This window comes from Yoonia sp., assembly GCF_046498525.1.
GTDB lineage: Bacteria > Pseudomonadota > Alphaproteobacteria > Rhodobacterales > Rhodobacteraceae > Yoonia.
The window spans coordinates 1-25,229 of the sequence record NZ_JAWOAN010000016.1 but is presented as its reverse complement, the minus strand read 5'-3'; the positions used below and the strand labels follow the sequence as shown (position 1 = coordinate 25,229).

Sequence of the window (25,229 nt, the reverse complement as noted above, 5' to 3'; positions counted from 1 at the left end):
TAGGGGCGCTAATTAGAAAGCCCCGCGGGTGGGGTCAAGCCCCAAATGCCTCTCTTCGCTGGATAACTTGCCTGCCTTGGCCTATATCGCCGCCATGACCATCAACGACTCATCATTTTTGCCCTTCATGAAGATGCACGGGCTGGGCAACGACTTTGTTGTGATCGACGAACGGGGAATCACCCCGCGCGTGGATGCGGCCTTGTCTATCGCCATCGCAGACCGGCATCGCGGGGTCGGCTTTGACCAGCTCGCAGTGCTTTCCGACACGCCTGACGCCGATGTGCGGCTGGTGTTCTGGAATAGCGACGGATCGCAGGCGGGGGCTTGCGGCAACGCGACGCGCTGCATCGCCAGACATATGATGGATCAGACAGGCGCGGCTGCGCTGACGTTGCAGACCGAGCGCGGCATTTTGCAGGCTGTGGATGCTGGTGATGGTCTGACCTCGGTGAATATGGGGCAACCGCAGCTGGAATGGCAGGATGTACCCCTTGCACACGCAATGGACACGTTTGAATTGCCGATTGACGGGGCGCCGACAGCGACAGGCATGGGCAATCCGCACTGCACTTTCTTCGTTCCAGATGCCGATGCGATTGATCTTGCCGAAAAAGGTGCGGCGCTTGAACATCATCCGCTTTTTCCTGAACGCACCAACGTGCAATTTGCGAGCCTTGTAGGTCGCGATCACTTGCGCATGCGCGTCTGGGAGCGGGGTGTGGGCGTCACGCTTGCCTCCGGTTCTTCCTCTTGTGCAACGGCTGTCGCAGCCGCGCGGCGCGGCCTGACGGGGCGGGATGTGACAATCGACCTTGACGGCGGAACACTGCATATCAACTGGCGCGATGATGGCGTGTGGATGACGGGGCCGACGGCCCATGTCTTTGATGGACAATGGCGGCTTTGATGACACGAACCGCACCCATATTTTCGAACCACGGCTGCCGCCTGAATGCCTATGAAACCGAGGCGATGAAGGAACTTGCAAATGCCGCAGGTGTCGACAACGCGATCGTCGTGAACACCTGCGCGGTAACATCCGAAGCTGTGCGCAAGGCGCGTCAGGATATCCGCAAGCTGCGCCGCGATCATCCTGATGCGAAACTGATCGTCACCGGCTGCGCCGCCCAGACAGAGCCTGATACCTTTGCCCGGATGGATGAGGTCGATGTCGTCCTTGGCAACACAGAAAAGATGAACCCGGCCACTTGGGTCGGCATGGCCCCCGATCTGATTGGGCAGACCGAACCTGTGCAGGTTGATGACATCATGTCGGTGACCGAAACCGCCGGACACCTGATCGATGGTTTCGGCACCCGCAGCAGGGCCTATGTACAGGTGCAGAACGGCTGCGACCACCGCTGCACCTTCTGCATCATCCCCTATGGCAGAGGCAATTCGCGCTCGGTCCCTGCGGGTGTGGTTATCGATCAGATCAAGAGGTTGGTGGATACCGGATACAACGAGGTCGTGCTGACCGGTGTTGACCTGACCAGTTGGGGGGCTGATCTGCCCGGCGCGCCGAAACTCGGCGATTTGGTGATGCGCATCCTCAAGCTAGTGCCTGATTTGCCACGACTGCGGATCAGTTCCATCGATAGCATCGAGGTGGATGAGAACCTCATGCAGGCTATCGCGACGGAATCACGCCTGATGCCGCATCTGCACCTGTCGCTGCAGCATGGCGACGACATGATCCTCAAACGGATGAAGCGCCGCCATCTACGCGACGATGCGATTGTATTCTGCCAAGAGGCCCGGAAACTCCGCCCCGACATGACCTATGGCGCCGATATCATCGCCGGTTTTCCGACAGAGACGGATGATATGTTTGCCAACTCTCTGGCGCTGGTCGATGAGTGCGATCTGACATGGCTGCATGTCTTTCCGTATTCGCCCCGTCCCGGCACGCCTGCGGCGAAAATGCCTCCTGTGAACGGCAAGCTGATCAAACAGCGGGCGGCTGCATTGCGCGCGGCAGGAACCGCCCAAGTGGATCGGCATTTGAAAGCGCAGGCAGGCAAGACCCATCATGTCCTGATGGAGAATACGCGCATGGGTCGGACCGAACAATTTACCGAGGTGGTCTTTGACAGCGACCAACCCGAAAGCCAGATCATCCAAGCGCAAATCACCGGGTTTGCGGGTCATCAACTGACTGCATAAGATAGGAGGATGATGACACTTCCCATCCTTTGGTCCTTCCGTCGCTGTCCTTACGCCATGCGTGCGCGGCTGGCGATCCAGTCCAGCGGCCAGACAGTGCAGCTACAAGAAATCCTGCTCAGGGACAAACCCGCGCCTTTTCTTGCTGCTTCGCCGAAAGGCACTGTGCCTGTCTTGCAGGATGGCGACACGGTCATCGAAGAAAGCCGCGATGTGATGCTTTGGGCGCTGGGCCGTAATGACCCCGAGAGCTGGCTGGACATGCCGCAAGAAGGCCACTTGTTGATCGACGCCTGCGATGGCCCATTCAAAAGCGCCCTTGATCACGCCAAATATGCGGTCCGTTTTCCGGATCGGGACGAGGCCGCAGAGCGCGCAAAGGCGATGGTGTTCCTGCGTGAGTGGAATGATCGTCTGAGCGATGAACCTTTCTTGATGGGCCCGAAGCGAACCTTGGCCGATATGGCGATCCTGCCCTTCGTGCGTCAGTTCGCCAATACAGATCGCGCCTGGTTCGATGCGCAAGGGCTGAAGCAGCTAACCAAATGGCTCGATGATTTCCTTGGCTCAGACCGGTTTCGCGCGATCATGACGAAATATCCTCCTTGGCAAAGCGGGCAGGATCAGGTCTTGTTCCCGTAGATTCAGATAGGGACCGTTAGCTATGCAGCTGCTCATCTCGCCAGCTTCACCTTATGTGCGCAAAGTGCGCGTGCTGATCCGCGAAGCGGACCTCATGGGCACGGTCGAAGAGATCAACGTCGCAACAACCCCGCTGGATTCTGCACCAGAGGTGATTGCGGCAAACCCGATGGGCAAAATTCCCGCATTGATCCGCGCCGATGGACCCGGCATCTATGACAGCCGGGTGATCACGCGGTTTCTGGACGATCTCGCAGGTGCCAACCTTTATCCACAAAGCCGGATTTGGGAAATCCTGACGCTGGAAGCGACTGCCGATGCGATCATGGATGCCACCGTCGCGATGTCTTATGAGGCGCGCTTTCGTCCGGCAGACAGACAATCATCAGAGTGGGTCGAGGCACAATGGGCCAAGGCAGCCCGTGGAATCGCCGCGGTCAACAGCCGCTGGATGAGCCATCTGACAGGGCCAATAAACATCGGGCAGATTGGTGTCGCCTGCGCGCTATCCTATATCGACCTGCGGCATGATGGGCGCGGCTGGCGCAACGGGAATGAGGCGCTTGCAAACTGGCATACGGATTTCGGAGCGCGCGACAGCATGCTTGCCACAAGACCGGACTAGACCGCCTTAAAAGTCGAAGCTGACGCCAAGGTTGACTGCGTTGGTTATGATGTCCGTCTCCAACGTACCGCCGCTTTCAAGGTCGGCCGTATTGGACGAGAAAGTGCCTTTGTATTCACCAAAGACGGACCAGCGGTCGGTGATAGGAACGGAAGCACCCGCAATCCATGTCGCCGCAGGCCCGGTCAATTGATAGCCAAATGTCTCGAATTCGCCATTTGTCACCTCGACATGGGGCAAGGCAATGCCGACACCACCACCCACATAGGGCGTCACATCGCCGATCGCGTCGTTCCAACGGCGATAGGCATTGATGGTCAGCGTGTTCAGGCCATCGGTGAATTCAAGTACCTTGTAGCCGTCGCGCAACGGGCCGTCCGGATACACCTTGTTATGGGCAAAATCCAAACCATAACCAAAAGTTGGAGATTTCCAGCGTGTCGCGCGAATTCCATAGTATGGCGGCGCATCAAAAGAGCGCCCCTCCCAATCCTGGGAGAAATCATCATTGCCTATTTCCGGATCACGAATCGAAATATCTGACGCCGGTGCCGATTGCAAACCGCCATAAAAGCTAAGCTGCACCTCCGCTGTCGCGAATGCAGGAGCAACGATAAGGCTGATACACAAGGCTGATGCACGATTCATTTCAAAAAAGTCCACGGTAAGTGACAGGTATTCTGACTAGGCTTCTGCAACCAAGGTGACAACAAAACATTAATCACCAATCTGTCACGGATTTGCGATTGTGGCACGCCTGACACAACTATTGGTCATTTAAGGAAAAAATCCGCTTATTGACATGGTGATCAATCCGGCTCTGGTCTGGCCGCCGCCCCCGTCAGCACCAAATAAAGCGATAATATCAACGCATGATTCCCATGCAGCGCTTCATGATGTGTTCATCATCAAGGCCTTACACATGCGGCAAGTGGACCTGCGCGCGATTGTCCGCTGGACCTTGAAAGGTTTGATAGTTAAACAACGGCAAAATTGACTGATGTTTATTTCGGTCTAATTTTCGTGCGGGCAGATACGCCCTTCATAAGAATCGGAGATGCATCCCGTGTCACATGCAGATGATCATCAGGGCACACGCCGCGACTTTCTTTACTACGCAACCGCCGGTGCGGGTGTTGTGGTAACAGGTGCGGCGGTCTGGCCACTGGTAAACCAAATGAATCCTTCCGCCGATGTGTTGGCGCTCGCCTCGATCCGCGTTGATGTCGGCGCCGTTGATCCGGGCACCCAGATTACAGTGCTTTGGCAAGGCAAGCCGGTCTTTATCCGCGCACGCACCGAAGACGAGATCGCGGATGCGCGTGCCGTTGACTTGAGCGAGCTGCCAGATGCCGAGGCCAATAACGAAAACCTTGGCAACAACGTACCGGCAACTGATGAAAACCGCGCACTCAGCGAAGATGGCCAATGGCTGGTTCAGATGGGCGTGTGTACACACCTTGGCTGTGTGCCTTTGGGCGAAGCCGGTGACTTTGGCGGTTGGTTCTGCCCCTGCCACGGTTCGCACTACGACAAGGCTGGTCGGATCCGCAAAGGTCCAGCGCCACGCAATCTTCCTATTCCCGTTGCGTCCTTCGTGGACGAAACGACAATTCAACTCGGTTAAGGAGAGAAAGCCATGGGCGGAATTCCCCACGACCATTACGAGCCGGACACAAAAGGCGCAAAGTGGCTACACTCGCGCCTGCCGATCGTTGGCTTGATGTATGACACATTGATGCTTCCCACGCCCAAGAACCTGAACTGGATGTGGATCTGGGGCATCGTTCTTGTTTTCACACTGGTATTGCAGATCATCACAGGCATCGTACTGGTGATGCACTATGTGCCACATGTCGACATGGCGTTTCAGTCTGTGGAACATATCATGCGTGACGTGAACGGCGGCCATATGATCCGCTATTTCCATATGAACGGCGCTTCGCTGTTCTTTGTTGCAGTTTATGCGCATATCTTCCGTTCGCTTTACTACGGCTCATACAAATCACCACGCGAGGTGACATGGATCGTGGGCATGCTGATGTATGTGCTGATGATGGGCACGGCCTTTATGGGCTATGTGCTGCCATGGGGCCAGATGTCGTTCCACGGTACCGCTGTTATCACGGGCCTCTTCGGGGCAATCCCCTTCATCGGTGAAAGTGTACAGATCTGGCTGCTGGGTACGCCAAACGGTGCGATCGCACAGCCCGCGCTGAACCGCTTCTTCTCGCTGCACTATCTGCTGCCCTTCATTCTGTTGGGTTTGACAATCGTGCACGTCTGGGCATTCCACACTACGGGCAACAACAACCCCACCGGTGTCGAGGTGCGTCGGACGTCCAAGGAAGACGCCGAAAAGGATACGCTGCCATTCTGGCCCTATTTCGTGATCAAAGACCTGTTCGCGCTAGGCATTATCCTTGCAGTCTTTGTAGCAGTGGTCGGCTTCATGCCAAATTACCTTGGCCACCCCGACAACTATATCCCCGCCAACCCGTTGGTGACACCATCGCACATCGTGCCTGAATGGTACTTCCTTCCATTCTACGCGATCCTGCGTGCTTTCGACCAAGAGGTATGGCTGGTCATCGCGGTCAACTGGATCACCTTCGGCATCGTGGACGCCAAGTTCTTTGGTGTGATTGCCATGTTCGGCGCGATCGTCGTGATGGCGCTGGCACCATGGCTTGATACGTCTTCGGTACGTTCGGGCCGCTATCGCCCGATGTTCAAGTGGTGGTTCTGGCTCTTTGCAGTCAACTTCATACTGCTGATGTGGGTCGGTGCGCGCCCGGCTGAAGGGATTTACCCCTACATCGCGCTGATCGGTTCGACCTACTGGTTCGCCTACTTCCTGGTGATCCTGCCGCTCCTGGGGGTGATCGAAAAGCCGAACACGCCACCAGCAACCATCGAAGAAGACTTCAATGCGCACTACGCGCCGAAAGCTGACGGCGCCAAGCCAGTCGCCAGCCCGGCCGAGTGAGAAAGGACCAAAAGTAATGTTCCGCAAACTATCACTCACCGCCGCCGTGGCGCTTGCCCTCTCCGCAGGGCAGGCCACGGCCGCAGAGCTTGAGATTGAAGTCACCGACTATGATTTCTCTTTCGAGGGACCATTCGGCAGCTTTGACCAGATGCAGCTTCAGCGTGGCCTTCAGGTCTATACTGAAATTTGTTCCGCCTGTCATGGTCTGGAATACGTCGCATTCCGTAACCTGTCTGACGAAGGCGGCCCCGGCCTGCCCCAAGATCAGATGCGGGCCTATGCAGAATTCTACGAAATCTTCGATCAGGCTTTATTTGATGGAGAAGGCGATTTCCGCACAGCGACTCCAGCAGACAAGTTCCCGGAATCCAGCCTGTCGACTGCACCGGACCTGAGCCTGATGGCAAAGGCGCGCGCAGGCTTTAGCGGCCCTTACGGCACCGGCATCAGCCAATTCGTGAACGGCATGGGGGGCGCAGAATACATCGCGTCTTTGATGACCGGCTACCACGAAGAGCCGGAGTGCGCACTAGAAGGCGAGCCAATGGACGGCTTCTATAACGTGGCTTTCGCCGCTGGCGGTTTCCCTGACAGCTGTAAAGACGACCACGGCAAGCACATGGTGCCCGGATCTTGGATCGCAATGTCACAACCGCTTTGGGGTGATGACGTTGATTATGCGGACGGTGCAGCAACCGACATGGAATCGGTTTCAAAGGACGTCGCCGCATTCCTGATGTGGACGGCTGAACCAAAGCTGGTGGCACGCAAAGAAGCTGGCTTGACTGGCGTGCTGTTCCTGACGGTTCTGTCGGTACTACTCTATCTGACCAACAAGCGTCTGTGGGCACCGCATAAGCACAAGGACTAGGTCACGCTGACCGGACAAAAAGAAAAGGCCCGCCAATTTGGTGGGCCTTTTTCGTAATGGAAGGCGGGTCAATATCCGCCTTATCCCAAATAAGCCTTCAGTGTGGGTGGTGGATCGGCAAACAAATGATCGGTTGCGAGCGGTGGGCTGACCTTTCCATCGGCAACCAAGGCTGCCAGATCTGCCATATGTCGGGCATCGGATGGATCATGCGTTACCATAATTACTGTCTTGCCAGCAGAAACCAGCTTGGACCGCACCAGATCCAGCATCTCATCCTTGAGCGCAGGCCCTAGCGCCGCGAAGGGTTCGTCCAAAAGCACAATGGGCCGATCCGCGATTAAAACGCGCGCCAGAGCAACACGACTTTGCTGCCCACCAGATAGCGCACTCGGCTTGCGATCCCCGAAACCTGCAAGTCCAACATCGGCCAACACCGCCGCGACTTTTGTGGCATCTTCCGCACTCTGCCGTAGATCGGGCCTCAGCCCCAAACCTACGTTCTGCGCTGCCGACAAATGTGGAAACAGGTTATTATCCTGGAACAACATACTGACAGGCCGCTCACCCGGGTCGGCATCTGTCAGATCGACATCGCCCCAAAGCAATCGACCGGACACCGGTGCCAGAAATCCCGCAATTGCATCCAGCAGCGTTGATTTACCGGCACCTGAAGGGCCGATCAGCGCGATTGCCTTGCCAGCATCGAACGTCATATTCGCATGCAGTGAAAACGACCCGCGCTTTAACACCAGATTTTCACATATCAGCATCAGCCCGCCCCCACCGATCACATAACCAAAAGAGCGCAAAGCTGATCGCCACAAGTAAAAGCGCCGCACTCGCTGCCGTTTCCATTCTATACGCACCCATCAAACGATACATTGCCAAGGGCAGTGTTTCCTCGGCCTGTCCTGCAAACAAGGCGATCACGCCAAGGTCACCCATCGACAGTGCCGCGGCAAGCCCTGCGGCAAACCCCAACGGACGCCGCACGCGCGGCAGCACGATCAAACGCACCCACGACCAGTGGGTGATCGATAGCGAAAGCGCCAAGCGACCGTAATCTTGCTTGATCTGGGCCACCGCCGCCGCAACAGACCGTAGCGCAAAGGGCAGCGCCAATGTGGCGTTCACCAGCATCGTGACGATAAGCGCGACGTCAGCGGGGCGCACAAAGGGAAAGACCAGCAGAAATGCACCGGTCCCGACGACGAGGCCAGAGGCAGCCAGAGGCATCACCCCGACGACCGAAACCAACCTCCCGCCGCGCAAGGCAAGCGCAAGGGCCATCGAGACACAAAGGGCCGAAGACCCAAGCGCCACAAGCACCGACCGCAACGCAGCGGCCCAAATCGTTGCGGACAGATCGGGAAATCCGGGAAGGCCGCGCAAAAGAATCATGGCCAAGGGCAAGAGCAGAAAGAGCGCAGCCAATCCGATCACGCTAAAATCAACGGCTGGCCGCGCCAGATCCCAGCGCTGCACGACACGGTCCAATCCTGTGCCAATCGGGTCGTCCCCTGTGACCTGCCATGCCAGAATGGCTGCAACCACGCAAAGCACGAACTGAATACAGGCAAGAAGTGCGGCCCGCCCCAGATCAAAGTCAAAGCGCACGGCTTGATAGATGGCAAGTTCGACCGTCGTCGCACGCGGGCCGCCACCCATGGTCAGCGCCACGGCAAAACTGGTCAGGCAGATCAGGAAGATGACAAGGAAGGTGCTCGGTACCACTGCACGCAACATCGGCCACTCCAGCAGGCGTCCAACAGGCACATTCAGCGATGCCGCCAGCCGGAACCGCTCTGCCGGAATTGACAGCCAGCCTTGCAGGATAAACCGCACCGCCAGCGGCATGTTGAAAAACACATGCGCCAGAACAACGCCGTGCAAGCCGTAGATCGATATCGGCGCGAAACCCAGCCAGCCCAACCCGTCATTCACAATCCCGCCGCGACCAAAGATCGCCAAGAGACCAAGAACCGCGACGATGACCGGCAAGATGAAGGGTGCGCCCAAAAGGGTGATCAGCAACTGTCGGCCCAAAAACCTGCGCCGCGAAAGAGCGCGCGCCACGGGAATTGCCAGCAACACGCTTACCAAAGCAGAGATCAGCGCCTGCACAACCGTAAACCGGATCGCGGCCCAATCTGCGGGGGCCAAACCGCCGCCCCATTGCGCACGCCAGGCAACTGCGCCCAGCGTGCCAAGGGTCAGCACAAGGACCAGCACCGCCGCAGCGGTGCCGGGCCAGCGTGCCGTTACTGGGACAGTGCGTTGCGCCATTCATCCAATGCCACTGGACGGATCTCTGCCGCGTCCTCAGGTGACAAAAGCAAGGCTTTTGCAGGTGTCAGCAATGTCTCGAACCCGTCGGGCAAACCGCCAGCGGGCGTCACAGCAGGGTACATCCAGTTTGTCGTCGGGATCACACTTTGGAACGCGTCCGATACCATGAATGCCAGGAACTGGTCAGCAAGCTCCGGCTGGTCGGTACCTGCCACTTTGCCTGCCACTTCGACCTGCATGTAGTGACCTTCATCAAAGCCCCACGCGACCTTGCTGTCGTCCTCTTCGGCGATCAGGTGATAGGCGGGCGACGTGGTATAGGACAGCACCGCGTCGGCTTCGCCTTCAAGGAACATGCCGTAAGCTTCGGACCAGCCGGGTGTGACAGTGACGATGTTGTCCGCCAAATCAGCCCAAAGCGATGCGGCTTCAGCACCATAGGCCGTTTTGACCCACATCAGCAGCCCCAGACCGGGCGTTGATGAGCGCGGGTCCTGAATGACGATCTGGATATCGCTGTCAGCAAGCGCACGCAAAGAGCTGGGTGCATCCGCGCCTGCATTGCCGACAAAGGCAAAGTAGCCCCAATCGAACGGCAGAAAATCTTCGTCCGTCCATGTGATTGGAAGATCAAGATCAGCTTCCACGCCATGTGGTGCGAACAGGCCTGTTTCGCGCGCCGCAGTGATCAGGTTGGTATCAAGGCCCAACACGATATCCGCATCGGTCCTTGGCCCTTCGAGTTGAAGCCGTGCCAACAGCGCGGCACCGTCGCCAGCGCCTACAAATTGCAGATCACAGGCACAATCGGCCTCGAACGCTGCTTCAATCGCTGGGCCGGGGCCCCATTCGGTGACAAAACTGTCGTAGGTCATGACTTGCAGTACCGGGGTCTCGGCCATTGCGCCTGTGGCACATAGGGCAAGTCCCGCGACAACTGGCAGATAGGGAATTGTTTTCATCGTATCCTCCAAATGCGACGGGCGGATTGGGGGGATAGCGTCAGTGCTAAACCTTCCCTCCGCCGGTCTTAACCGGTTCAGGTTCAACGGGTCCGCGCAATGCACATCTCAGCCAGATTTGGCCCCCCGAGGTTCGCCTTAGCTAGTGTGGAATGCACCGAGACGCAAGGGAAAGCACTTGAGCCTGATTGTCACCCCCGCTAGACCCATGCGGCAAAGGGGTATCTGCCATGTCAATCAACAGCTTTGGTCATCTGTTCCGCTTCACCACTTGGGGTGAAAGCCACGGGCCTGCCTTGGGTGCAACAGTTGACGGCTGCCCGCCGGGTGTGCCGCTGGAACCTGCGACGATCCAGAAGTGGATGGACAAACGGCGTCCAGGGTTGAACAAGAATACCACCCAGCGGAACGAACCTGATACCGTGAACATCCTGTCAGGTGTATACGAAGGCAAAACAACGGGCACACCGATCCAGTTGATGATCGAAAATACCGACCAGCGATCAAAGGACTATGGCGATATCATCAATACGTTCCGGCCCGGCCACGCGGATATCACCTACCACCAGAAATACGGGTTGCGCGACCCACGCGGCGGCGGGCGGTCTTCGGCCCGTGAAACCGCTTCACGCGTCGCAGCAGGCGGTGTCGCGCGAGAATCGATTAAGGCAATCGCGCCAAACGTGCAGATCAAGGGCTATATGACCCAGATGGGGGCCAAACAGATCGACCGCTCGCGCGTCGATTGGGACCAGATCGACCGGAACGATTTCTTCTGCCCCGATGCAGAGGCGGCTGCCGAGTGGAACGACTATCTGGCATGGCTGCGCAAGGATGATCACAACTCGGTCGGCGCGATCATAGAGGTGGTTGCACGTGGTGTGCCTGCCGGTATTGGCGCACCGGTTTATGCCAAGTTAGACACTGATTTGGCCGCTGCGATGATGTCGATCAACGCCGTGAAAGGCGTTGAGATCGGCGAGGGCATGGCCGCTGCCGCGCTGACAGGCCGCGACAATGCAGACGAGATTTTCATGGGTCCAAACGGGCCGGAATATTCCTCTAACCATGCGGGTGGTATCCTTGGCGGGATCAGCACCGGACAGGATATCGTTGTGCGTTTTGCAGTCAAACCAACCTCGTCCATTTTGTCGCCGCGCAAATCAATCCGCATGGACGGGACCCCGACAGAGGTGATCACCAAAGGCCGCCACGATCCCTGTGTCGGTATTCGTGCGGTACCAGTAGGGGAGGCGATGATGGCCTGTGTGATCCTTGATCACCTGCTGCTGGATCGCGGACAGACCGGGGGCGTACGCGGGCAGATCGGTTAGACCTGTTTTGACAACTGCACTGCCAGAATACCGCCTGCGATAATGGCAACACCGACAACGTCGAGCACGCCAATCGCTTCACCCAAAAGGATGGCCGCCGTCGCCACACCAAGGAACGGGTTGAGAAAGTGAAAGGTCGAAGCCTTGACTGCCCCGATCCGCCCCACCAGCAAGAACCACACCAAGGTCGCAGCAAGACCCGGCACCAGTGTCGTGTAGACAAATGCGACGCCAAGCTGCCAGTTCCACGTGACCTCAAGCGTCTCGAACGCCAGCGCAGGCGCCCATAGGATCGCACTGCCCACCAGCATTTGTAACCCAACGATCATCAGCACATTGCCACCCGATGACGCGCCCAAGACAGCCATCGTCGCAATGGTCAAGGAAAACACCGCAATGACACATAGCAGAATGCCGTAAAGGTCCGCGCCACCCTGCAACCGGGCACCCATGATCAGCGCGACACCGGCAACCCCGGCAATCAATCCTGCGATTCCCATTGGCCGTACCTTGGTTCCGAACGCCAGCCACCCCGCCAGCGCCACCAACAGCGGCATTGTAGAAGCGATAATGGCCGCAAGCGATGCCGACACTGTCTGCATAGCGACAAAATTCAGCCCTAGATAAAGCGCGTTCTGGCAAAGGCCGAAGACAAGCACACCTGTCCACTGCCTGCGGCTCAACCGGGCTGACTGGCCCAGTGCCCAAGCGATGCCGACACCGATCAACCCAGAGATAAGAAAGCGCAGCGCCAATGCCGAAAGGGGCGGCGCGTATTCCACGATGACCCGCGCAGATGTAAATGCCGAGGACCACATGAGCGCAAAGGCAAGGCCCATGAAGATTGCTTTGATGTCCATGTAAGTCCCCTTCACAAAAGCCTTTATCGAAAGAGACCTTACCTGTGCAAGCGCAGAGAACAGCCGCCGTCCATCGCCTGTTCAAGCCGCACCCGACCTCGCATCATGTCAGGACTTTTCTGGAAACAACCATCCGGTCACCGGCACAATGGCCCGCGTGACAACAGGGATCAGGCCAAACCCCAAAAGCAGGCCGATGATACCATCAAGCCCGGCAGTCACAGCCCAATTGACAACCCCCTGTGCGTTGCCGACGCCCGACGAAACTGAAGTCGCAGCATGCTTGATCTGATCATAGGGCCAATGCCATCCCAGATCGTGCAGACCGTGCACGATGATGCTGCCGCCGACCCACAACATCGCTACCGTGCCGACTGTCGCGATCACCACCATCACAGAAGGCATTGATTTCACAATGCCGCGTCCAAGACTGCGACTGATGCCAAGCTTTCCCTTGGTAGTGAGCACGAGCCCCAAGTCATCCGCTTTCACCAAGAGCGCTACCGCACCATAAACAAGAGCCGTAATCCCGATCGCCACAACAGCAAGAGCAGCGGCCTGTATCCAGAAAACGTCGATATCAATTTGCGACAACGAGATCGTCATGATTTCCGCAGACAGAATGAAGTCCGTCTTGATCGCCCCTTTGACCCGCTGCTCTTCCAAGTGGGCCGCGCTGAGGGTTTCGGCCTGCTGTGGCCCGTGTTCTTTATGCGGCACGATCAAATGCCAGACTTTCTCGGCCCCCTCAAAACACAGATATGCGCCACCCAGCATCAAAAGCGGCGTCAGCAGCCACGGCAGAAAAGCATTCAGCAAGAGCGCGACAGGCAGCAGGATAATCAATTTGTTGAAAAACGACGCGCGCGCGATTTTCCAGACAATTGGCAGCTCGCGGGCGGCAGGCAGCCCGGTGACGTATTTTGGCGTCACGGCCGCATCATCAATCACAACACCGGCGGCCTTGACCCCCGCCTTGCTGGCTTGCGCGGCGATGTCATCAAGTTGCGTAGCCGTCAGCTTTACGATGGCCGCGACGTCATCCAGAAGTGCAAGTAGTCCGCTCATTTCAGACCTGCCTTATTCCCGCGACTTCCAGCGTACGCATTCTTAGCGCAAAGTCATTCACGAAAAAAGCCGCCTTTGCAGGCGGCCTTTCGCGAAATTACATCAGGACCCGTGGGCCACTACGATTTAACCGTTCACGCTGTCTTTCAGCGCTTTGGCGATTGTCATTTTGACAACCTTGTCTGCTTCTTTCTTGATCTGCTCACCCGTGGCAGGGTTGCGTACCATGCGCTCTGGGCGCTCGCGGCAGTAGATTTTGCCAACACCGGGCAGTGTCACGGCGCCACCGCCGGATACTTCTTTGGTGATGATACCGGTCACAGCGTCCAGCGCGGAACCCGCAGCTTTTTTGTCCATGCCTGTTTCTTCGGCCAATGCAGCAACAAGCTGCGCTTTTGTCATTGGTTTTGTAGCCATTATCCTGGTCTCCCTCATTCGCCCCAGCAGTAGGGCCTATTACCCGCACATTTAACGGTATGTTGTGTGAGACCACAATGATTAGTGTAGGTTTACAAGGGAAAAAGCACTGTTTTTTGCGGTTTTTGACCTGTCAGAGGAAGGCTGTCTCTTCAAAACTACGCAATTTCCGGCTGTGAATACGTTCAAGCGGCATTTCGCGCAAGCGTTCCATCGCTCGAATACCGATCATCAGATGCGCTGCGACCTGTGTTTTATAGAAATCCGAGGCCATGCCCGGCAGTTTCAACTCACCATGCAGGGGCTTGTCGCTGACGCAGAGAAGCGTGCCATAAGGCACCCTGAACCGGAACCCGTTCGCGGCGATCGTCGCGCTTTCCATGTCCAAGGCAATGGCCCGCGATTGCGACAGGCGCTGCACGGGGCCTGCCTGTTCGCGCAGTTCCCAGTTGCGGTTGTCGATGGTGGCCACAGTGCCGGTCCGCATGATCCGCTTGAGTTCGTAGCCTTCAAGCTCGGTCACATCCGCGACTGCGGTTTGCAGCGCGATCTGAATTTCAGCCAATGCGGGGATCGGCACCCAGATGGGCAGGTCATCATCAAGCACGTGATCTTCGCGCAGATAGGCATGGGCCAGTACGAAGTCGCCCAACCGTTGCGAATTGCGCAGCCCTGCGCAGTGTCCGACCATCAGCCATGCATGAGGACGCAATACGGCAATATGATCCGTCGCCGTTTTTGCGTTCGACGGGCCAACACCGATGTTGACCAGCGTAATTCCGCTGCCGTTCGCGCGCTTGAGATGATAGGTCGGCATCTGCGGCAATTTCGCGGGCAGTGGGATCGGCGCATCGGCCTGCGTTATTTCCACATTACCTGTGCTGACAAAGCTGGTGTAGCCGCTTTCGGGATCGGCCAGCACATGCCGTGCAAAAGCCTCGAATTCCTCGACATAGAACTGGTAGTTGGTGAAAAGCACGTGGTTCTGGAAATGCTCTGGTGCCGTTGCAGTATAATGCGCGAGGCGTGCCAAGGAGTAATCAATGCGCTGTGCCGTAAAGGGCGCAAGTGGTCGTGCACCATCAGGGTAGGTGAAAGCTTTGCCATTCACGATGTCATCATGCGTCGAGGTCAGGTCCGGCACGTCGAAGTTGTCGCGCAGGTTAAACTCCATGGAGCCGTCTTGCGGAACCGTCAGCCCCGGATCATTGGCCGCAGCAAAATGCACAGGCATTTCGGTGCTCGACGCGCCGATGACAACAGGCATACCGTGGCTTTCGATCAACAGACCGATCTGCTGCTCAAGGTAGGACGCAAACAGATCGGGCCGCGTGATCGTCGTGGCGTAAACCCCCGGTTCGGCCACATGACCAAAGGACAGGCGCGTGTCGGTCTTGGCATAGGTCGTCGTTGTCAGGCGAATTTCAGGGTAGTACGCGCGTACCCGCGTTTCAGGCTGCCCGTTGACCAGTGCCTGCGCAAAATTTTCGGACAGAAAACGTACCGCGCTGGCGTAAAGCTCTTGCAGCCGTGCCACGGCCTTCTTGGGGTCCGTAAAGCTTTCGGGCTTGGGGACATCAGGTGTCCGGATTGTCACTTTTTGTGCGACGTTCATGCATTTTCCTCAAAAATATCTGTAATCTCAAACTTATCGACATCGACCAACCCCAGATCAGAGATCCGTAAAGATGGGATGACAACAAGCGCCAGCAGCGAATGCTGCATGTAGGCGTTGTTCAATGTGCAACCACAGGCGGTCATCGCGGCGACCATTTGATCGGTCTTTGCCGCGACCTCGGCGGCAGGGCTGTCAGACATCAGGCCGGCGATGGGCAATTCCACCAGCGCCAGTTCTTCGCCGTCCTTCCAGACGGTCACACCGCCGCCAACCTCGCCCAGCCGGTTTGCCGCCGCAGCCATCATGGCGCGGTCCGTGCCGACGACGATCATATGATGGCTGTCGTGCGCCACGGTCGAGGCCATGGCCATGCGCCCTTGATAGCCAAAGCCGGAAACAAAGCCGTTCACCACTTTGCCGGTGCCTTGATGCCGTTCGACAAGGGCGATCTGGTAGGTGTCAGCTTCGCCTTCCACCAGCCCGTCTACGACCGGCAGTTCAGCCGTCAAAGCCTCGGTGGGGGCCTGATTTTCGACCACGCCGATTACCTTGGCTTTCACCTTTTTCTTACCTTCAGGCGCGTGGATCGCGAAATCCGCGTCACCCAGTACCTTGCCCATATGCACCGTGTGCCGTGCGTCCGCAGGCCAAGCGTAATGAGGGCAATGCACAGTGATCTTGCCGTTCTTCGCAACGGTTCGGCCGCGCGCGATCACCTCTTCAATCGGGAGCGTCTTCAAATCGGATGTCAGGATCATATCTGCCCGTCGCCCCGGTGCAATTGACCCCAGCTCGCGTTCCAATCCAAAATGCGTTGCCGTGTTGATCGTAGCCATTTGCAAGGCAATCACCGGATCACATCCGCACGCAATGGCATGGCGGACAACGCGGTTCATATGCCCGTCATTGACCAAAGTGCCAGAGTGGCAATCATCGGTGCAAAGAATGAAGTTCCGCGGATCAAGGCCCTTTTCGGTGACCGCCGTGATCTGGCTTTCGACATCATACCAAGCAGAGCCAAGACGCATCATCGACCGCATCCCGTTGCGCACGCGGGCAATCGCGTCAGCCTCTGCCGTACCTTCGTGATCATCGGCAGCACCGCCCGCGACATAGGCTGAGAACGCGACGCCTTTATCGGGGCTGGCATAATGCCCGCCCACAGTCTTGCCTGCGTTCATTGTGGCGGCCATCTCGGCCAGCATCTGCGGATCACCGTTGATCACACCGGGGAAATTCATCATCTCGCCCAGTCCGATGATGCCGGGCCATGCCATCGCCTCGGCCACATCTTCGGCCGATACTTCGAACCCCGTTGTCTCCAGCCCCGGCGCAGAGGGTGCGCAAGACGGCATTTGTGTGTAAATGTTGACAGGCTGCATCAGCGCCTCGTCATGCATCATCCGCACACCGCGAAGACCCAGAACATTGGCGATCTCGTGCGGGTCGGTGAACATGGTCGTGGTGCCGTGGGGGATGACTGCGGCGGCAAATTCGGCAGGCGTCAGCATCCCGCTTTCAATATGCATGTGGCCATCACAAAGTCCTGGGATCAGATAGCGGCCCTCCGCCTCTATCACGCGGGTATCATCACCGATACAATGCGACGCATCAGGGCCGACATAGGCAAAACGCCCTGCGGCCACCGCCACCTGCCAGCCGTCCAGAATTTCACGGGTTTGCACATTCACCAACCTGCCGCCGCGAATGACCAGATCAGCCTTCTCGCGACCCGCAGCCACTGCTACCAAACGGGGGGCAACCTCGGCCCATGTTTTCAAATGTGTTTCCATCCCCAATGGTTTCATCGTTTTAAGGGACGTTCAAGAGGGATCAGAGATCCTGAAGCTTCAGTGCTTGCTGATCGGGATTCAGACGTACCATCTCAAGGTTCAGTGCAGCGGCGACAGTGACCCATACCAGATACGGAACAAAGGCCAGCCCAGCCCAGAAATCCAACTGCATATGCGTGATCGTCGCACCCGTGACAGCCACCCAAAGGCCCACCATAATCGGCACCGACCCCCTGATATTGCGCAGACCGAAGAAAACAGGCGTCCAGAGCGCGTTAAACGCAATCTGCATTGCCCAGAACGCCATTGCATAGGCGCTTCCGTCCAGCACCGCCACGCGCGCACCAGCGAAAGCAATCAGCAGATAGATCGAGGTCCACATGACGGGAAAAAGCCAGTTCGGCGGGGTCCAAGAGGGTTTGTTCAGACCCTTGTACCATTCACCGGTCGGGAAAAGGGCGCCGGTTGCACCGGCGGCGAAACTTGCGCCCAGGAATATGAAAAACAGCCAGATATCCATCAAGTGACCCTTTCAAGGTTCCCGTTACACTTATGCCATCGGGCGGTCAGTTCCAATGCCGGATTCGCGGGCTTTCAGTTCGGCCAGAATATCCAGCACGCTGGTGGCACGTTTTTGGTCAGGTTGCGTACGACTGGCGGCATCAACCAGAAATGCAACTTCCGGCAATGGCTTGGCATAGATAACCGCAGATTTGGGCATGATCAGCGACAGGGCAGTGCGCCCGCTTGCCTGCGTCAACCAGCGCAGCTTTTGCCTTCTGCTGGTCCGCGCGCGCATCGTAATACTGTCGAACCCCTGACGGCGCAATTGTTTGCCGATACCCGCATAGATCAGCCGTGCCGCCCAGATGCCGGTGCGTGCTTGCAGCGGCAGGACGTCGATCCCCGCCTCTGACCGCAGATAAAGCCTGTCTGCTTCGGCAAGCAACCGCTTGACCATGCGCCGGACCTCATCGGTCGGCAAAGGGTCACGCACGAAATTAATCGGATCAATCCCCTTTTCGGCCAGCCAATCCAGCGGCAGATAAATCCGGCCCATGCGCGCATCTTCACCCACATCGCGCGCGATATTCGTCAACTGCATCGCAACGCCCAGATCGCATGCACGCGCGAGCGCATCGGGGTCGCGTACGCGCATCAGCACGCACATCATTGCACCGACGGTACTGGCCACGCGGGCGGAATAATCGCGCACACCGCTTAACGTATCATAGCGATGCTCTGCCGCGTCCCATGCCAGACCTTCCAGCAAAGCCTCGGGCAAGGCGCGCGGCATGTCGAAATCTTCGATGATCGCAGCAAAGGCGCGGTCCTCAGGGGCGTTTTTCGGCCTGCCTGCATAGGCAGCATCCAACCGGTCTTGCAGCCGAAACACAGCCCCTGCCTGATAATCACCCTCGTCCACCTCATCATCCGCCAACCGGCAAAACGCGTAAAGCGCAAGCGCCGGATCACGGACCTTGGCAGGCAAAAGTTTCGAAGCGGCATGAAAGGACAACGACCCGTGGCGAATCGCCTCACGGCAATGTTCAAGGTCATCGGGACGAATCATTCTGCTGCCACCTTCAGTTCAGGCATCACGGGCGCATCGGGCACCAACTTGGCCAACACCTCTGCGCTCGAAATCACACCAGGCACGCCCGCACCGGGGTGCGTGCCAGCGCCTACCAGATAAAGGCCCTTTGCCTCTTCACTTACGTTATGGGGGCGGAACCACGCAGATTGCAGGATACGCGGTTCGATCGAAAAGCCCGACCCGTTGGGGGACAGATAGCGGTCGCGGAAATCCTCGGGCGTGAGGACCATTTCGGTACTGATATGCTTGGCAAAGCCCGGCATGGTCTTTTCGACCTCGGCCTGCACCTTGGCTTTGTAAATCTCGGCTTCTTTCTGCCAATCGACCGGAGCGTCAAAACCCAGATGTGGCACGGGGGACAGGACATAGAATGTGTCGTCACCCTCGGGGGCCACGCTTGGATCGGTTTTGGACGGGCGATGGATATAGAGGCTCATGTCGTCTGACAGTTTGCCTTTGATAAAGATGTCCTTGAGCAGCCCTTCATAGCGGGGTGCATTGGTGATGGTGTGATGGCCCACATCGGGCCACATCTGCGCTGTGCCTTTGGTACCGAAATACCAGACGAACAGACCCATCGACCAGCGGCGCGATTTCAGTTTTTTGTCGGTCCAACGCTTGCGCGGCTGGTTGCGCAGCAAACGTTGATAAGTATGGCCTGCATCGGCGTTACTCACGACGAGTTCCGCAGGAATAGTTTCTGAATTTGTCAGGCGCACGCCCTTGGCCGCGCCGCCCTCGACCAGAATCTCGTCGACCTCGACACCTTGGCGCACCTGCCCACCTTGCGACCGGATCACATCGGCCATCGCCTTGGCAATCTGCTGGACACCACCCATTGCGTAGTGCACGCCGAATTCCTTTTCGAGATAAGCGACAAGCGCATACATCGAAGTCACATGCATTGGGTCCCCCCCGATAAACAGCGGATGGAATGACAGCGCCATGCGTAAACGCGGGTCTTTCACGCGGGCCTTGGCCAGACCAAGGATCGACCGGTCCGCGCGCAGCAGCGCAAATTGCGGCAGCACCTTGATGGTTTCCCACAGCCGATGCATCGGCTTGGCGACCATCCCTTCAAAGCCCACTTTATAACAGGCCTCGCTATCCTTCAGAAACCGCTTGTAGCCCTTCACGTCACGCGGGCTCAGGCGCGCGACCTCGGCCAACATCGCGTCCGTGTCCTGACGGGCGGTGAAGGTTGATCCGTCCTGCCATCGGACCTCGTAAAACGGGTCCATCGGTCGCAGGTCGATATCCTTGTGAAAATCGCGCCCGCAGGCGGCCCATAGATCCTCATACACCTGCGGGACGGTAATAATTGTCGGCCCAAGGTCGAATCGGTGGCCGTCCTGCGTGACAGATGACCCCCGTCCACCCGGCTTATCCAGCCGGTCAAGGACGGTTACGGCATAGCCTTTGGCACCGAGCCGCATTGCTGCGGCAAGACCACCAAGCCCTGCGCCTATAACGATTGCGGTGTTTGAATCATTCTGTATCACTGTATCCATGGACCTACCGTAATAGTGTAAACGCAAGTTGACAATTCTTATGTCAACATCTTCCCAAATCCAACCCGTTATGTCAGGATAAGTTGACACGACCATGAGGTCAGAACCGTGACGCAAACTGTCAGCCTGTCTTTTTTCCGCTTCGCCGGGCCGCTCGCCCGCGCGTGGGCGCTGACCATGATGGGCGGGGCCCGATTGCCGCTGTCACGAACCCCCGATATCGGATTTTGGAAGCTCTGCGGGTCAGGGACAGGTGAGGGGTTCACACCGGTACCGAATACTGCCGTTTACGCGATCCTTGCGACTTGGCCGGACGCAGAGACAGCCCAAGAACGCACGCAATCCGGCATCTTTGCTAATTATCAGGCGTGGGCCGATGAAAATTGGACCGTCTTCCTGCAAACCCAGACCGCACGCGGTGCGTGGTCCGGCCAATCACCCTTTGAGCCATCCATGCCGGAAACAACTGGCCCTCTGGCCGCGCTTACACGGGCCACGATCAAACCGAAAATTCTTGCCCGGTTCTGGGGTCGCGTCCCCAATATCTCTGATATGATCGGCAAAGACCCCAATGTCGCTTTCAAGATCGGCATCGGCGAAATACCGATTCTGCATCAGGTCACTTTTTCGATCTGGCCTTCCGAGCAAGCGATGGCCGGTTTCGCCCGCACCGGCCCACACGCAGACGCGATTCGCGCCGTGCGCGATGAAGGCTGGTTTCGCGAAGAACTCTATGCCCGTTTCGCCGTCCACTCCGACAGGGGGACATGGAACGGCAGCTCACCCCTAACCAAACTCGAGGCCACCTAGATGCAACCATTCCCTTTTTCTGCCATCGTTGGCCAAGACGAGATGAAACAAGCGATGATCCTTACCGCGATTGACGCCAGTATCGGCGGTGTTTTGGTATTTGGTGATCGCGGAACGGGCAAATCCACCGCCGTGCGTGCTTTGGCCGCTTTGTTGCCGCCGATTACGGCGATCAAAGGCTGCCCCGTAAACAGCGCAGCTGCAAAGGATGTGCCGGATTGGGCTGGATTAAGCTCTAAAATCGTGCATGAAACGCCAACGCCGGTTGTCGATCTGCCCTTGGGGGCCACCGAAGACCGCGTGACCGGCGCACTCGATATCGAAAAAGCGCTGACCAAGGGCGAAAAGGCGTTTCAGCCCGGCCTGCTCGCCCGCGCGAACCGTGGCTACCTTTATATCGACGAGGTGAATCTGCTTGAGGATCACATTGTTGATCTGCTGCTTGATGTCGCCCAATCAGGTGAAAACGTGGTTGAGCGCGAGGGTCTTTCCATCCGCCATCCGGCGCGGTTTGTACTAGTCGGGTCGGGTAACCCCGAGGAAGGTGAATTGCGCCCGCAACTGCTTGACCGTTTCGGTTTATCGGTCGAGGTTGCATCGCCCAAAGAGGTCGAAACCCGTGTCGAGGTCATCAAACGTCGCGATGCGTTCGAAAATGACAACGCCGCCTTCATGGTTCGGTGGCAGGCTGAAGATGCCGCAATCCGGGACCGCATCCTGACTGCAAGAAAAACTCTAACAAAGCTAAAAACGCCTGAAAAGACACTGACAGACGTGGCCGAACTCTGCCTCGCGCTTGGCTCCGACGGGTTGCGCGGTGAACTTACCTTGCTCAAATCCGCCCGCGCCTACGCTGCTTGGCGCGACGACACCGCACTGACCCGTGCGCATCTGCGCGCTGTTGCCCCGATGGCCCTGCGTCACCGCCTGCGCCGTGATCCGCTGGACGAGGCAGGCAGCGGCACGCGTGTCGCCCGCATGGTGGAAGACGTTCTTGGCTAATCAAAGCTGGACCCGCGCAACGCTGGCGTTGCAACTGCTCGGGATCGATCCGGGACTTGGGGGCATCTGCATTCGTGCGCGCTCCGGCCCTGTCCGTGACCGGCTCACCGCGATGATCGATCCAGGCGCAAGGCGATTGCACCCGGCGATATCGGACGAGGCTTTGTTCGGCGGGCTGGACCTGTCAGCGACATTAGCCAGCGGCCATCTGGTGCAGGAAAAGGGGCTATTGGCAACCCCCGGTGCGCTGGTGCTCACCATGGCAGAACGCGCGACAACAGGGCTTGCGGCACGTCTTGCCGTCGCTTTGGACAAGAACAACGATCACTGCCTGATCGCGCTGGATGAAGGGGCGGAAGCAGACGAGGCCCTGAACCCGAAACTGGCAGAACGGCTGGCTTTCAGTGTCGATTTATCAGATTGCAGCCTAAGCGATGCGCAAGACAAACAGCCATGCAGCGCCAAGCCAATCGCGGTCAAAGACGTCACGCTGCCGACAGATACAATCGAACAAATCACCCGCGTCGCCGAAGATCTTGGTATCGACAGTATGCGCGCGCCGCTGTTTGCGATCCGAGCGGCGCGCGCCCACGCGGCATTAAATGGGCGGGACCGCGTCATAGCCGATGATCTGGAAATCGCCTGCGCCCTCACGCTGGCCCACCGCGCGACGCGTATTCCCGAGCCCGAGGCGCAGGACGAAGACCAACCACCGCCACCGCCTGACCAGACGAATGACAGCAACACCGAAGACGGACTCGATCTCCCCGATGAGTTGTTGCTCGAGGCTGTCCGCGCACTTTTGCCTGACAACCTGTTGGATCAATTGGCTGCCCAAAAGGCGCGCGCAGGCCGCGGCAATGGCACGGGTGCCGCACGAAAAGGCAATAGACGCGGCAGGCCGCTGCCGTCACGCGCCGGTCGGATCAGCGATGGCGCGCGGATTGATATCATCGGGACGCTACGGGCGGCTGCCCCTTGGCAGACGATCAGACGCAATGCTTCAGGGCGTGACGGGCTGCAAATCCGACCCGCTGACATCCGTATCAAGCGGTTTGAAGAAAAGTCCGACAGGCTCTTGATCTTCACGGTCGATGCCTCCGGTTCTTCCGCGCTCAGCCGTCTGGCCGAGGCCAAGGGTGCGGTAGAGCTACTGCTGGCCCAAGCCTATGCACGTCGCGATCACGTTGCACTGGTGGCGTTTCGCGGAACAGAGGCAGAGTTGCTTCTTCCCCCGACACGATCACTGGTCCAAACCAAACGGCGTCTTGCGGGGCTGCCGGGTGGCGGCGGCACACCATTGGCGGCAGGCATGATGACGGCCTTCGATCAGGCAACCCAGGCCACGAGGCGCGGTCTGACACCGACGATCGCTATTCTGACGGACGGTCGCGCCAACATCGCACTTGATGGACGGGCCGACCGCAAACAGGCGGCAATCGACGCCCAGCAGATCGCGCGTATGCTCCGCGCACATGGGACCGACGTGATCGTCATCGACACGGGCAACAGACCGGAACCCGCCTTGCGCAATCTGGCACAAACACTGGACGCCGCCTATCTGCCGCTTCCGCGTGCCAATGCCGAACGGCTGTCAAAATCCGTCGCAACTGCGTTGGGCGACTGATGCGCTGGCCGGACGACGCCAAAAACTGGCCCCTTACCGCCTATTCGCGGCGAGTCCTCCACCGCCCGCATCGCTGGCACATTCAGGAACATGGAGAGGGGCCGCTGATCCTCCTGATCCACGGCGCTGGCGGTGCAACGCAAAGCTTTCGCGGCCTTTTTCCAATTCTCGCACAAACACATCATGTCGTCGCCGTCGATCTGCCCGGTCAGGGATTTACACAACTTGGCGCTCAGCAACGGTGTGGGCTGGATCACGTGTCCGAAGACCTGCTGTCGCTCTGCCGCAATCAGGGCTGGACACCAGACATTGTCGTCGGTCATTCCGCTGGCGTAGCAATTGCGCTGCGTATGTGGGAATTGGGAATGCGCCCCACCAGAGGGATCGTCGGGATCAATGCGGCGCTTGGCAATTTCAAAGGGGTGGCGGGGTGGCTCTTTCCGATGATGGCCAAAGCGCTGGCGGCAACCCCGTTCAGCGCCGGTGTCTTCGCCGGCACGTCGACGCGCAGTAGTGTCCGCAATTTAGTGCAGGGCACGGGTTCGAAAATCGATCAGGACGGATTGGAACTCTACTACCGGCTCACAACCGATAAGGGCCATGTCGATGCGACCTTGTCGATGATGGCGCAGTGGTCGCTGGATAGCTTGGTAGCACGGCTGGGGCATATTGATGCCCCCGTGCATCTGATTACCGGGTTAGACGATAAAGCTGTTCCTCCAAAAGTCAGTCGCGATGCCGTGCAGTCACTGCCACATGGCAAGCTGACCGAACTGTCCGGACTAGGGCATCTTGCGCATGAAGAAGACCCAGTCACATTCGCGCAACTGATCACACAAACGTAAACGGCCGCCAGAGTTTCCTCTGACGGCCCATGATCCAATCCAGTCGGATTGCTTACTCTTCTTCGGCGCCGAATGTGGCGAGGTAGGCATAAAGATCGTACGCCTGCTCTTCCTGACGGACCTGATAGGCCATCTTGCCGCGCGCGCGACGGTTGTCGAGCGTTTCGCGCAACCAGCCTGTTGGGTCCTGAACG

General features: G+C 58.0%; 24 protein-coding genes, 1 pseudogene and 1 riboswitch. Of the genes and pseudogenes, 12 read left to right on the top strand and 13 right to left on the bottom strand.

The genetic code is table 11. From position 1 onward, the window contains the following. Positions 1-94 precede the first annotated feature (94 nt). The 4 genes from dapF to R6T97_RS01130 are packed head-to-tail and all read left to right on the top strand — an operon-like array spanning position 95 to position 3,436. On the top strand, positions 95-910 hold the full coding sequence (gene dapF / locus R6T97_RS01145) for a diaminopimelate epimerase (RefSeq protein WP_410347476.1): 816 nt from the start codon (positions 95-97) through the stop codon (positions 908-910). Next, entirely contained in the window at positions 910-2,169 is a 1,260-nt protein-coding gene (gene mtaB, locus R6T97_RS01140) for a tRNA (N(6)-L-threonylcarbamoyladenosine(37)-C(2))-methylthiotransferase MtaB (protein ID WP_410347475.1), read from the top strand. Before dapF ends, mtaB begins: the two co-directional genes overlap by 1 nt. Before the next feature lie 9 nt (positions 2,170-2,178). Beyond that, a complete protein-coding gene (locus tag R6T97_RS01135) occupies positions 2,179-2,811 on the top strand; it encodes a glutathione S-transferase (protein WP_410347474.1) in 633 nt (210 codons plus the stop codon). Positions 2,812-2,833: 22 nt separating this feature from the next. Next, positions 2,834-3,436: a glutathione S-transferase gene (locus R6T97_RS01130; RefSeq protein WP_410347473.1), complete on the top strand. Its 603-nt coding sequence runs from the start codon at positions 2,834-2,836 to the stop codon at positions 3,434-3,436. Positions 3,437-3,442: 6 nt separating this feature from the next. Here R6T97_RS01130 and R6T97_RS01125 read toward each other — a convergent pair whose 3' ends face one another. Continuing rightward, on the bottom strand, positions 3,443-4,084 hold the full coding sequence (locus R6T97_RS01125) for an outer membrane protein (protein WP_410347472.1): 642 nt from the start codon (positions 4,082-4,084) through the stop codon (positions 3,443-3,445). Positions 4,085-4,502: 418 nt separating this feature from the next. Here R6T97_RS01125 and petA point away from each other — a divergent pair, with 418 nt between their 5' ends. From petA to R6T97_RS01110, 3 genes are read left to right on the top strand one after another with little or no spacing between them, the layout of a single operon-like run. Continuing rightward, on the top strand, positions 4,503-5,063 hold the full coding sequence (petA, locus tag R6T97_RS01120) for a ubiquinol-cytochrome c reductase iron-sulfur subunit (protein ID WP_410347471.1): 561 nt from the start codon (positions 4,503-4,505) through the stop codon (positions 5,061-5,063). A 12-nt stretch (positions 5,064-5,075) separates the two neighbouring features. Next, complete coding sequence (locus tag R6T97_RS01115) at positions 5,076-6,425, top strand: cytochrome b (protein ID WP_410347470.1); 1,350 nt, start codon at positions 5,076-5,078, stop codon at positions 6,423-6,425. Between the two features lie 16 nt (positions 6,426-6,441). Next, on the top strand, positions 6,442-7,299 hold the full coding sequence (locus tag R6T97_RS01110; protein WP_410347469.1) for a cytochrome c1: 858 nt from the start codon (positions 6,442-6,444) through the stop codon (positions 7,297-7,299). Between the two features lie 80 nt (positions 7,300-7,379). On the opposite strand, the gene R6T97_RS01105 is transcribed toward R6T97_RS01110, so the two are convergent. The 3 genes from R6T97_RS01105 to thiB are packed head-to-tail and all read right to left on the bottom strand — an operon-like array spanning position 7,380 to position 10,553. Next, complete coding sequence (locus R6T97_RS01105; RefSeq protein WP_410347468.1) at positions 7,380-8,072, bottom strand: ATP-binding cassette domain-containing protein; 693 nt, start codon at positions 8,070-8,072, stop codon at positions 7,380-7,382. Continuing rightward, on the bottom strand, positions 8,059-9,588 hold the full coding sequence (locus R6T97_RS01100) for a thiamine/thiamine pyrophosphate ABC transporter permease ThiP (RefSeq protein WP_410347467.1): 1,530 nt from the start codon (positions 9,586-9,588) through the stop codon (positions 8,059-8,061). Before R6T97_RS01100 ends, R6T97_RS01105 begins: the two co-directional genes overlap by 14 nt. After that, positions 9,564-10,553 (bottom strand): thiamine ABC transporter substrate binding subunit, encoded by a 990-nt coding sequence (gene thiB / locus R6T97_RS01095; protein ID WP_410347466.1) that lies wholly within the window; start codon positions 10,551-10,553, stop codon positions 9,564-9,566. The genes R6T97_RS01100 and thiB overlap by 25 nt, the downstream gene beginning before the upstream one ends. A 37-nt stretch (positions 10,554-10,590) precedes the next feature. After that, a riboswitch (TPP riboswitch) is annotated at positions 10,591-10,692 on the bottom strand. A gap of 91 nt (positions 10,693-10,783) precedes the next feature. On the opposite strand from thiB, the gene aroC reads away from it, so the two are divergent. Continuing rightward, the gene (gene aroC / locus R6T97_RS01090; protein ID WP_410347465.1) at positions 10,784-11,887 is read left to right on the top strand and encodes a chorismate synthase; all 1,104 of its coding nucleotides are present in this window, start codon (positions 10,784-10,786) and stop codon (positions 11,885-11,887) included. Here the strand turns inward: aroC and R6T97_RS01085 are convergent. From R6T97_RS01085 to R6T97_RS01050, 8 genes are all read right to left on the bottom strand, one after another. Then, complete coding sequence (locus tag R6T97_RS01085) at positions 11,884-12,747, bottom strand: DMT family transporter (RefSeq protein WP_410347464.1); 864 nt, start codon at positions 12,745-12,747, stop codon at positions 11,884-11,886. The genes aroC and R6T97_RS01085 overlap by 4 nt on opposite strands. A gap of 108 nt (positions 12,748-12,855) precedes the next feature. Next, a complete protein-coding gene (locus R6T97_RS01080; RefSeq protein ID WP_410347463.1) occupies positions 12,856-13,815 on the bottom strand; it encodes a DUF808 domain-containing protein in 960 nt (319 codons plus the stop codon). A gap of 126 nt (positions 13,816-13,941) precedes the next feature. Further along, the gene (locus R6T97_RS01075; RefSeq protein ID WP_341367151.1) at positions 13,942-14,232 is read right to left on the bottom strand and encodes an HU family DNA-binding protein; all 291 of its coding nucleotides are present in this window, start codon (positions 14,230-14,232) and stop codon (positions 13,942-13,944) included. Positions 14,233-14,365: 133 nt separating this feature from the next. Continuing rightward, positions 14,366-15,847, bottom strand: coding sequence for an AMP nucleosidase (locus tag R6T97_RS01070; protein WP_410347462.1), 1,482 nt, complete (start codon positions 15,845-15,847; stop codon positions 14,366-14,368). Then, positions 15,844-17,643, bottom strand: coding sequence for an adenine deaminase (gene ade / locus R6T97_RS01065; RefSeq protein WP_410347461.1), 1,800 nt, complete (start codon positions 17,641-17,643; stop codon positions 15,844-15,846). Before ade ends, R6T97_RS01070 begins: the two co-directional genes overlap by 4 nt. A 40-nt stretch (positions 17,644-17,683) precedes the next feature. Beyond that, positions 17,684-18,163: a tryptophan-rich sensory protein TspO gene (tspO, locus tag R6T97_RS01060; RefSeq protein WP_410347460.1), complete on the bottom strand. Its 480-nt coding sequence runs from the start codon at positions 18,161-18,163 to the stop codon at positions 17,684-17,686. 30 nt (positions 18,164-18,193) lie between these two features. Next, on the bottom strand, positions 18,194-19,216 hold the full coding sequence (gene crtB / locus R6T97_RS01055) for a 15-cis-phytoene synthase (RefSeq protein WP_410347459.1): 1,023 nt from the start codon (positions 19,214-19,216) through the stop codon (positions 18,194-18,196). Further along, entirely contained in the window at positions 19,213-20,751 is a 1,539-nt protein-coding gene (locus R6T97_RS01050; protein WP_410347458.1) for a phytoene desaturase, read from the bottom strand. The genes crtB and R6T97_RS01050 overlap by 4 nt, the downstream gene beginning before the upstream one ends. A gap of 108 nt (positions 20,752-20,859) precedes the next feature. On the opposite strand from R6T97_RS01050, the gene crtA reads away from it, so the two are divergent. From crtA to bchO, 4 genes are read left to right on the top strand one after another with little or no spacing between them, the layout of a single operon-like run. Next, a complete protein-coding gene (gene crtA, locus R6T97_RS01045) occupies positions 20,860-21,561 on the top strand; it encodes a spheroidene monooxygenase (RefSeq protein ID WP_410347457.1) in 702 nt (233 codons plus the stop codon). Continuing rightward, the gene (gene bchI / locus R6T97_RS01040; protein ID WP_410347456.1) at positions 21,562-22,563 is read left to right on the top strand and encodes a magnesium chelatase ATPase subunit I; all 1,002 of its coding nucleotides are present in this window, start codon (positions 21,562-21,564) and stop codon (positions 22,561-22,563) included. Beyond that, on the top strand, positions 22,556-24,190 hold the full coding sequence (locus R6T97_RS01035; protein WP_410347455.1) for a magnesium chelatase subunit D: 1,635 nt from the start codon (positions 22,556-22,558) through the stop codon (positions 24,188-24,190). Before bchI ends, R6T97_RS01035 begins: the two co-directional genes overlap by 8 nt. Beyond that, on the top strand, positions 24,190-25,035 hold the full coding sequence (gene bchO, locus R6T97_RS01030; protein WP_410347454.1) for an alpha/beta fold hydrolase BchO: 846 nt from the start codon (positions 24,190-24,192) through the stop codon (positions 25,033-25,035). The genes R6T97_RS01035 and bchO overlap by 1 nt, the downstream gene beginning before the upstream one ends. A gap of 52 nt (positions 25,036-25,087) precedes the next feature. Here bchO and R6T97_RS01025 read toward each other — a convergent pair. Beyond that, positions 25,088-25,229: pseudogene (locus tag R6T97_RS01025) on the bottom strand (cytochrome C); the annotation flags it as partial.

Bases quoted from the DNA above. Each gene is read 5' to 3' on its own strand.
- R6T97_RS01050 (WP_410347458.1), bottom strand. From the start codon at position 20,751: ATGGATACAGTGATACAGAATGATTCAAACACCGCAATCGTTATAGGC.
- bchO (WP_410347454.1), top strand. From the start codon at position 24,190: ATGCGCTGGCCGGACGACGCCAAAAACTGGCCCCTTACCGCCTATTCG.
- R6T97_RS01125 (WP_410347472.1), bottom strand. From the start codon at position 4,084: ATGAATCGTGCATCAGCCTTGTGTATCAGCCTTATCGTTGCTCCTGCA.
- mtaB (WP_410347475.1), top strand. From the start codon at position 910: ATGACACGAACCGCACCCATATTTTCGAACCACGGCTGCCGCCTGAAT.
- R6T97_RS01130 (WP_410347473.1), top strand. From the start codon at position 2,834: ATGCAGCTGCTCATCTCGCCAGCTTCACCTTATGTGCGCAAAGTGCGC.
- aroC (WP_410347465.1), top strand. From the start codon at position 10,784: ATGTCAATCAACAGCTTTGGTCATCTGTTCCGCTTCACCACTTGGGGT.
- ade (WP_410347461.1), bottom strand. From the start codon at position 17,643: ATGGAAACACATTTGAAAACATGGGCCGAGGTTGCCCCCCGTTTGGTA.
- crtB (WP_410347459.1), bottom strand. From the start codon at position 19,216: ATGATTCGTCCCGATGACCTTGAACATTGCCGTGAGGCGATTCGCCAC.
- bchI (WP_410347456.1), top strand. From the start codon at position 21,562: ATGCAACCATTCCCTTTTTCTGCCATCGTTGGCCAAGACGAGATGAAA.
- R6T97_RS01105 (WP_410347468.1), bottom strand. From the start codon at position 8,072: ATGCTGATATGTGAAAATCTGGTGTTAAAGCGCGGGTCGTTTTCACTG.
- dapF (WP_410347476.1), top strand. From the start codon at position 95: ATGACCATCAACGACTCATCATTTTTGCCCTTCATGAAGATGCACGGG.
- R6T97_RS01115 (WP_410347470.1), top strand. From the start codon at position 5,076: ATGGGCGGAATTCCCCACGACCATTACGAGCCGGACACAAAAGGCGCA.
- R6T97_RS01070 (WP_410347462.1), bottom strand. From the start codon at position 15,847: ATGAACGTCGCACAAAAAGTGACAATCCGGACACCTGATGTCCCCAAG.
- R6T97_RS01085 (WP_410347464.1), bottom strand. From the start codon at position 12,747: ATGGACATCAAAGCAATCTTCATGGGCCTTGCCTTTGCGCTCATGTGG.
- R6T97_RS01100 (WP_410347467.1), bottom strand. From the start codon at position 9,588: ATGGCGCAACGCACTGTCCCAGTAACGGCACGCTGGCCCGGCACCGCT.
- tspO (WP_410347460.1), bottom strand. From the start codon at position 18,163: ATGGATATCTGGCTGTTTTTCATATTCCTGGGCGCAAGTTTCGCCGCC.
- thiB (WP_410347466.1), bottom strand. From the start codon at position 10,553: ATGAAAACAATTCCCTATCTGCCAGTTGTCGCGGGACTTGCCCTATGT.
- R6T97_RS01075 (WP_341367151.1), bottom strand. From the start codon at position 14,232: ATGGCTACAAAACCAATGACAAAAGCGCAGCTTGTTGCTGCATTGGCC.
- R6T97_RS01110 (WP_410347469.1), top strand. From the start codon at position 6,442: ATGTTCCGCAAACTATCACTCACCGCCGCCGTGGCGCTTGCCCTCTCC.
- R6T97_RS01080 (WP_410347463.1), bottom strand. From the start codon at position 13,815: ATGAGCGGACTACTTGCACTTCTGGATGACGTCGCGGCCATCGTAAAG.
- R6T97_RS01135 (WP_410347474.1), top strand. From the start codon at position 2,179: ATGATGACACTTCCCATCCTTTGGTCCTTCCGTCGCTGTCCTTACGCC.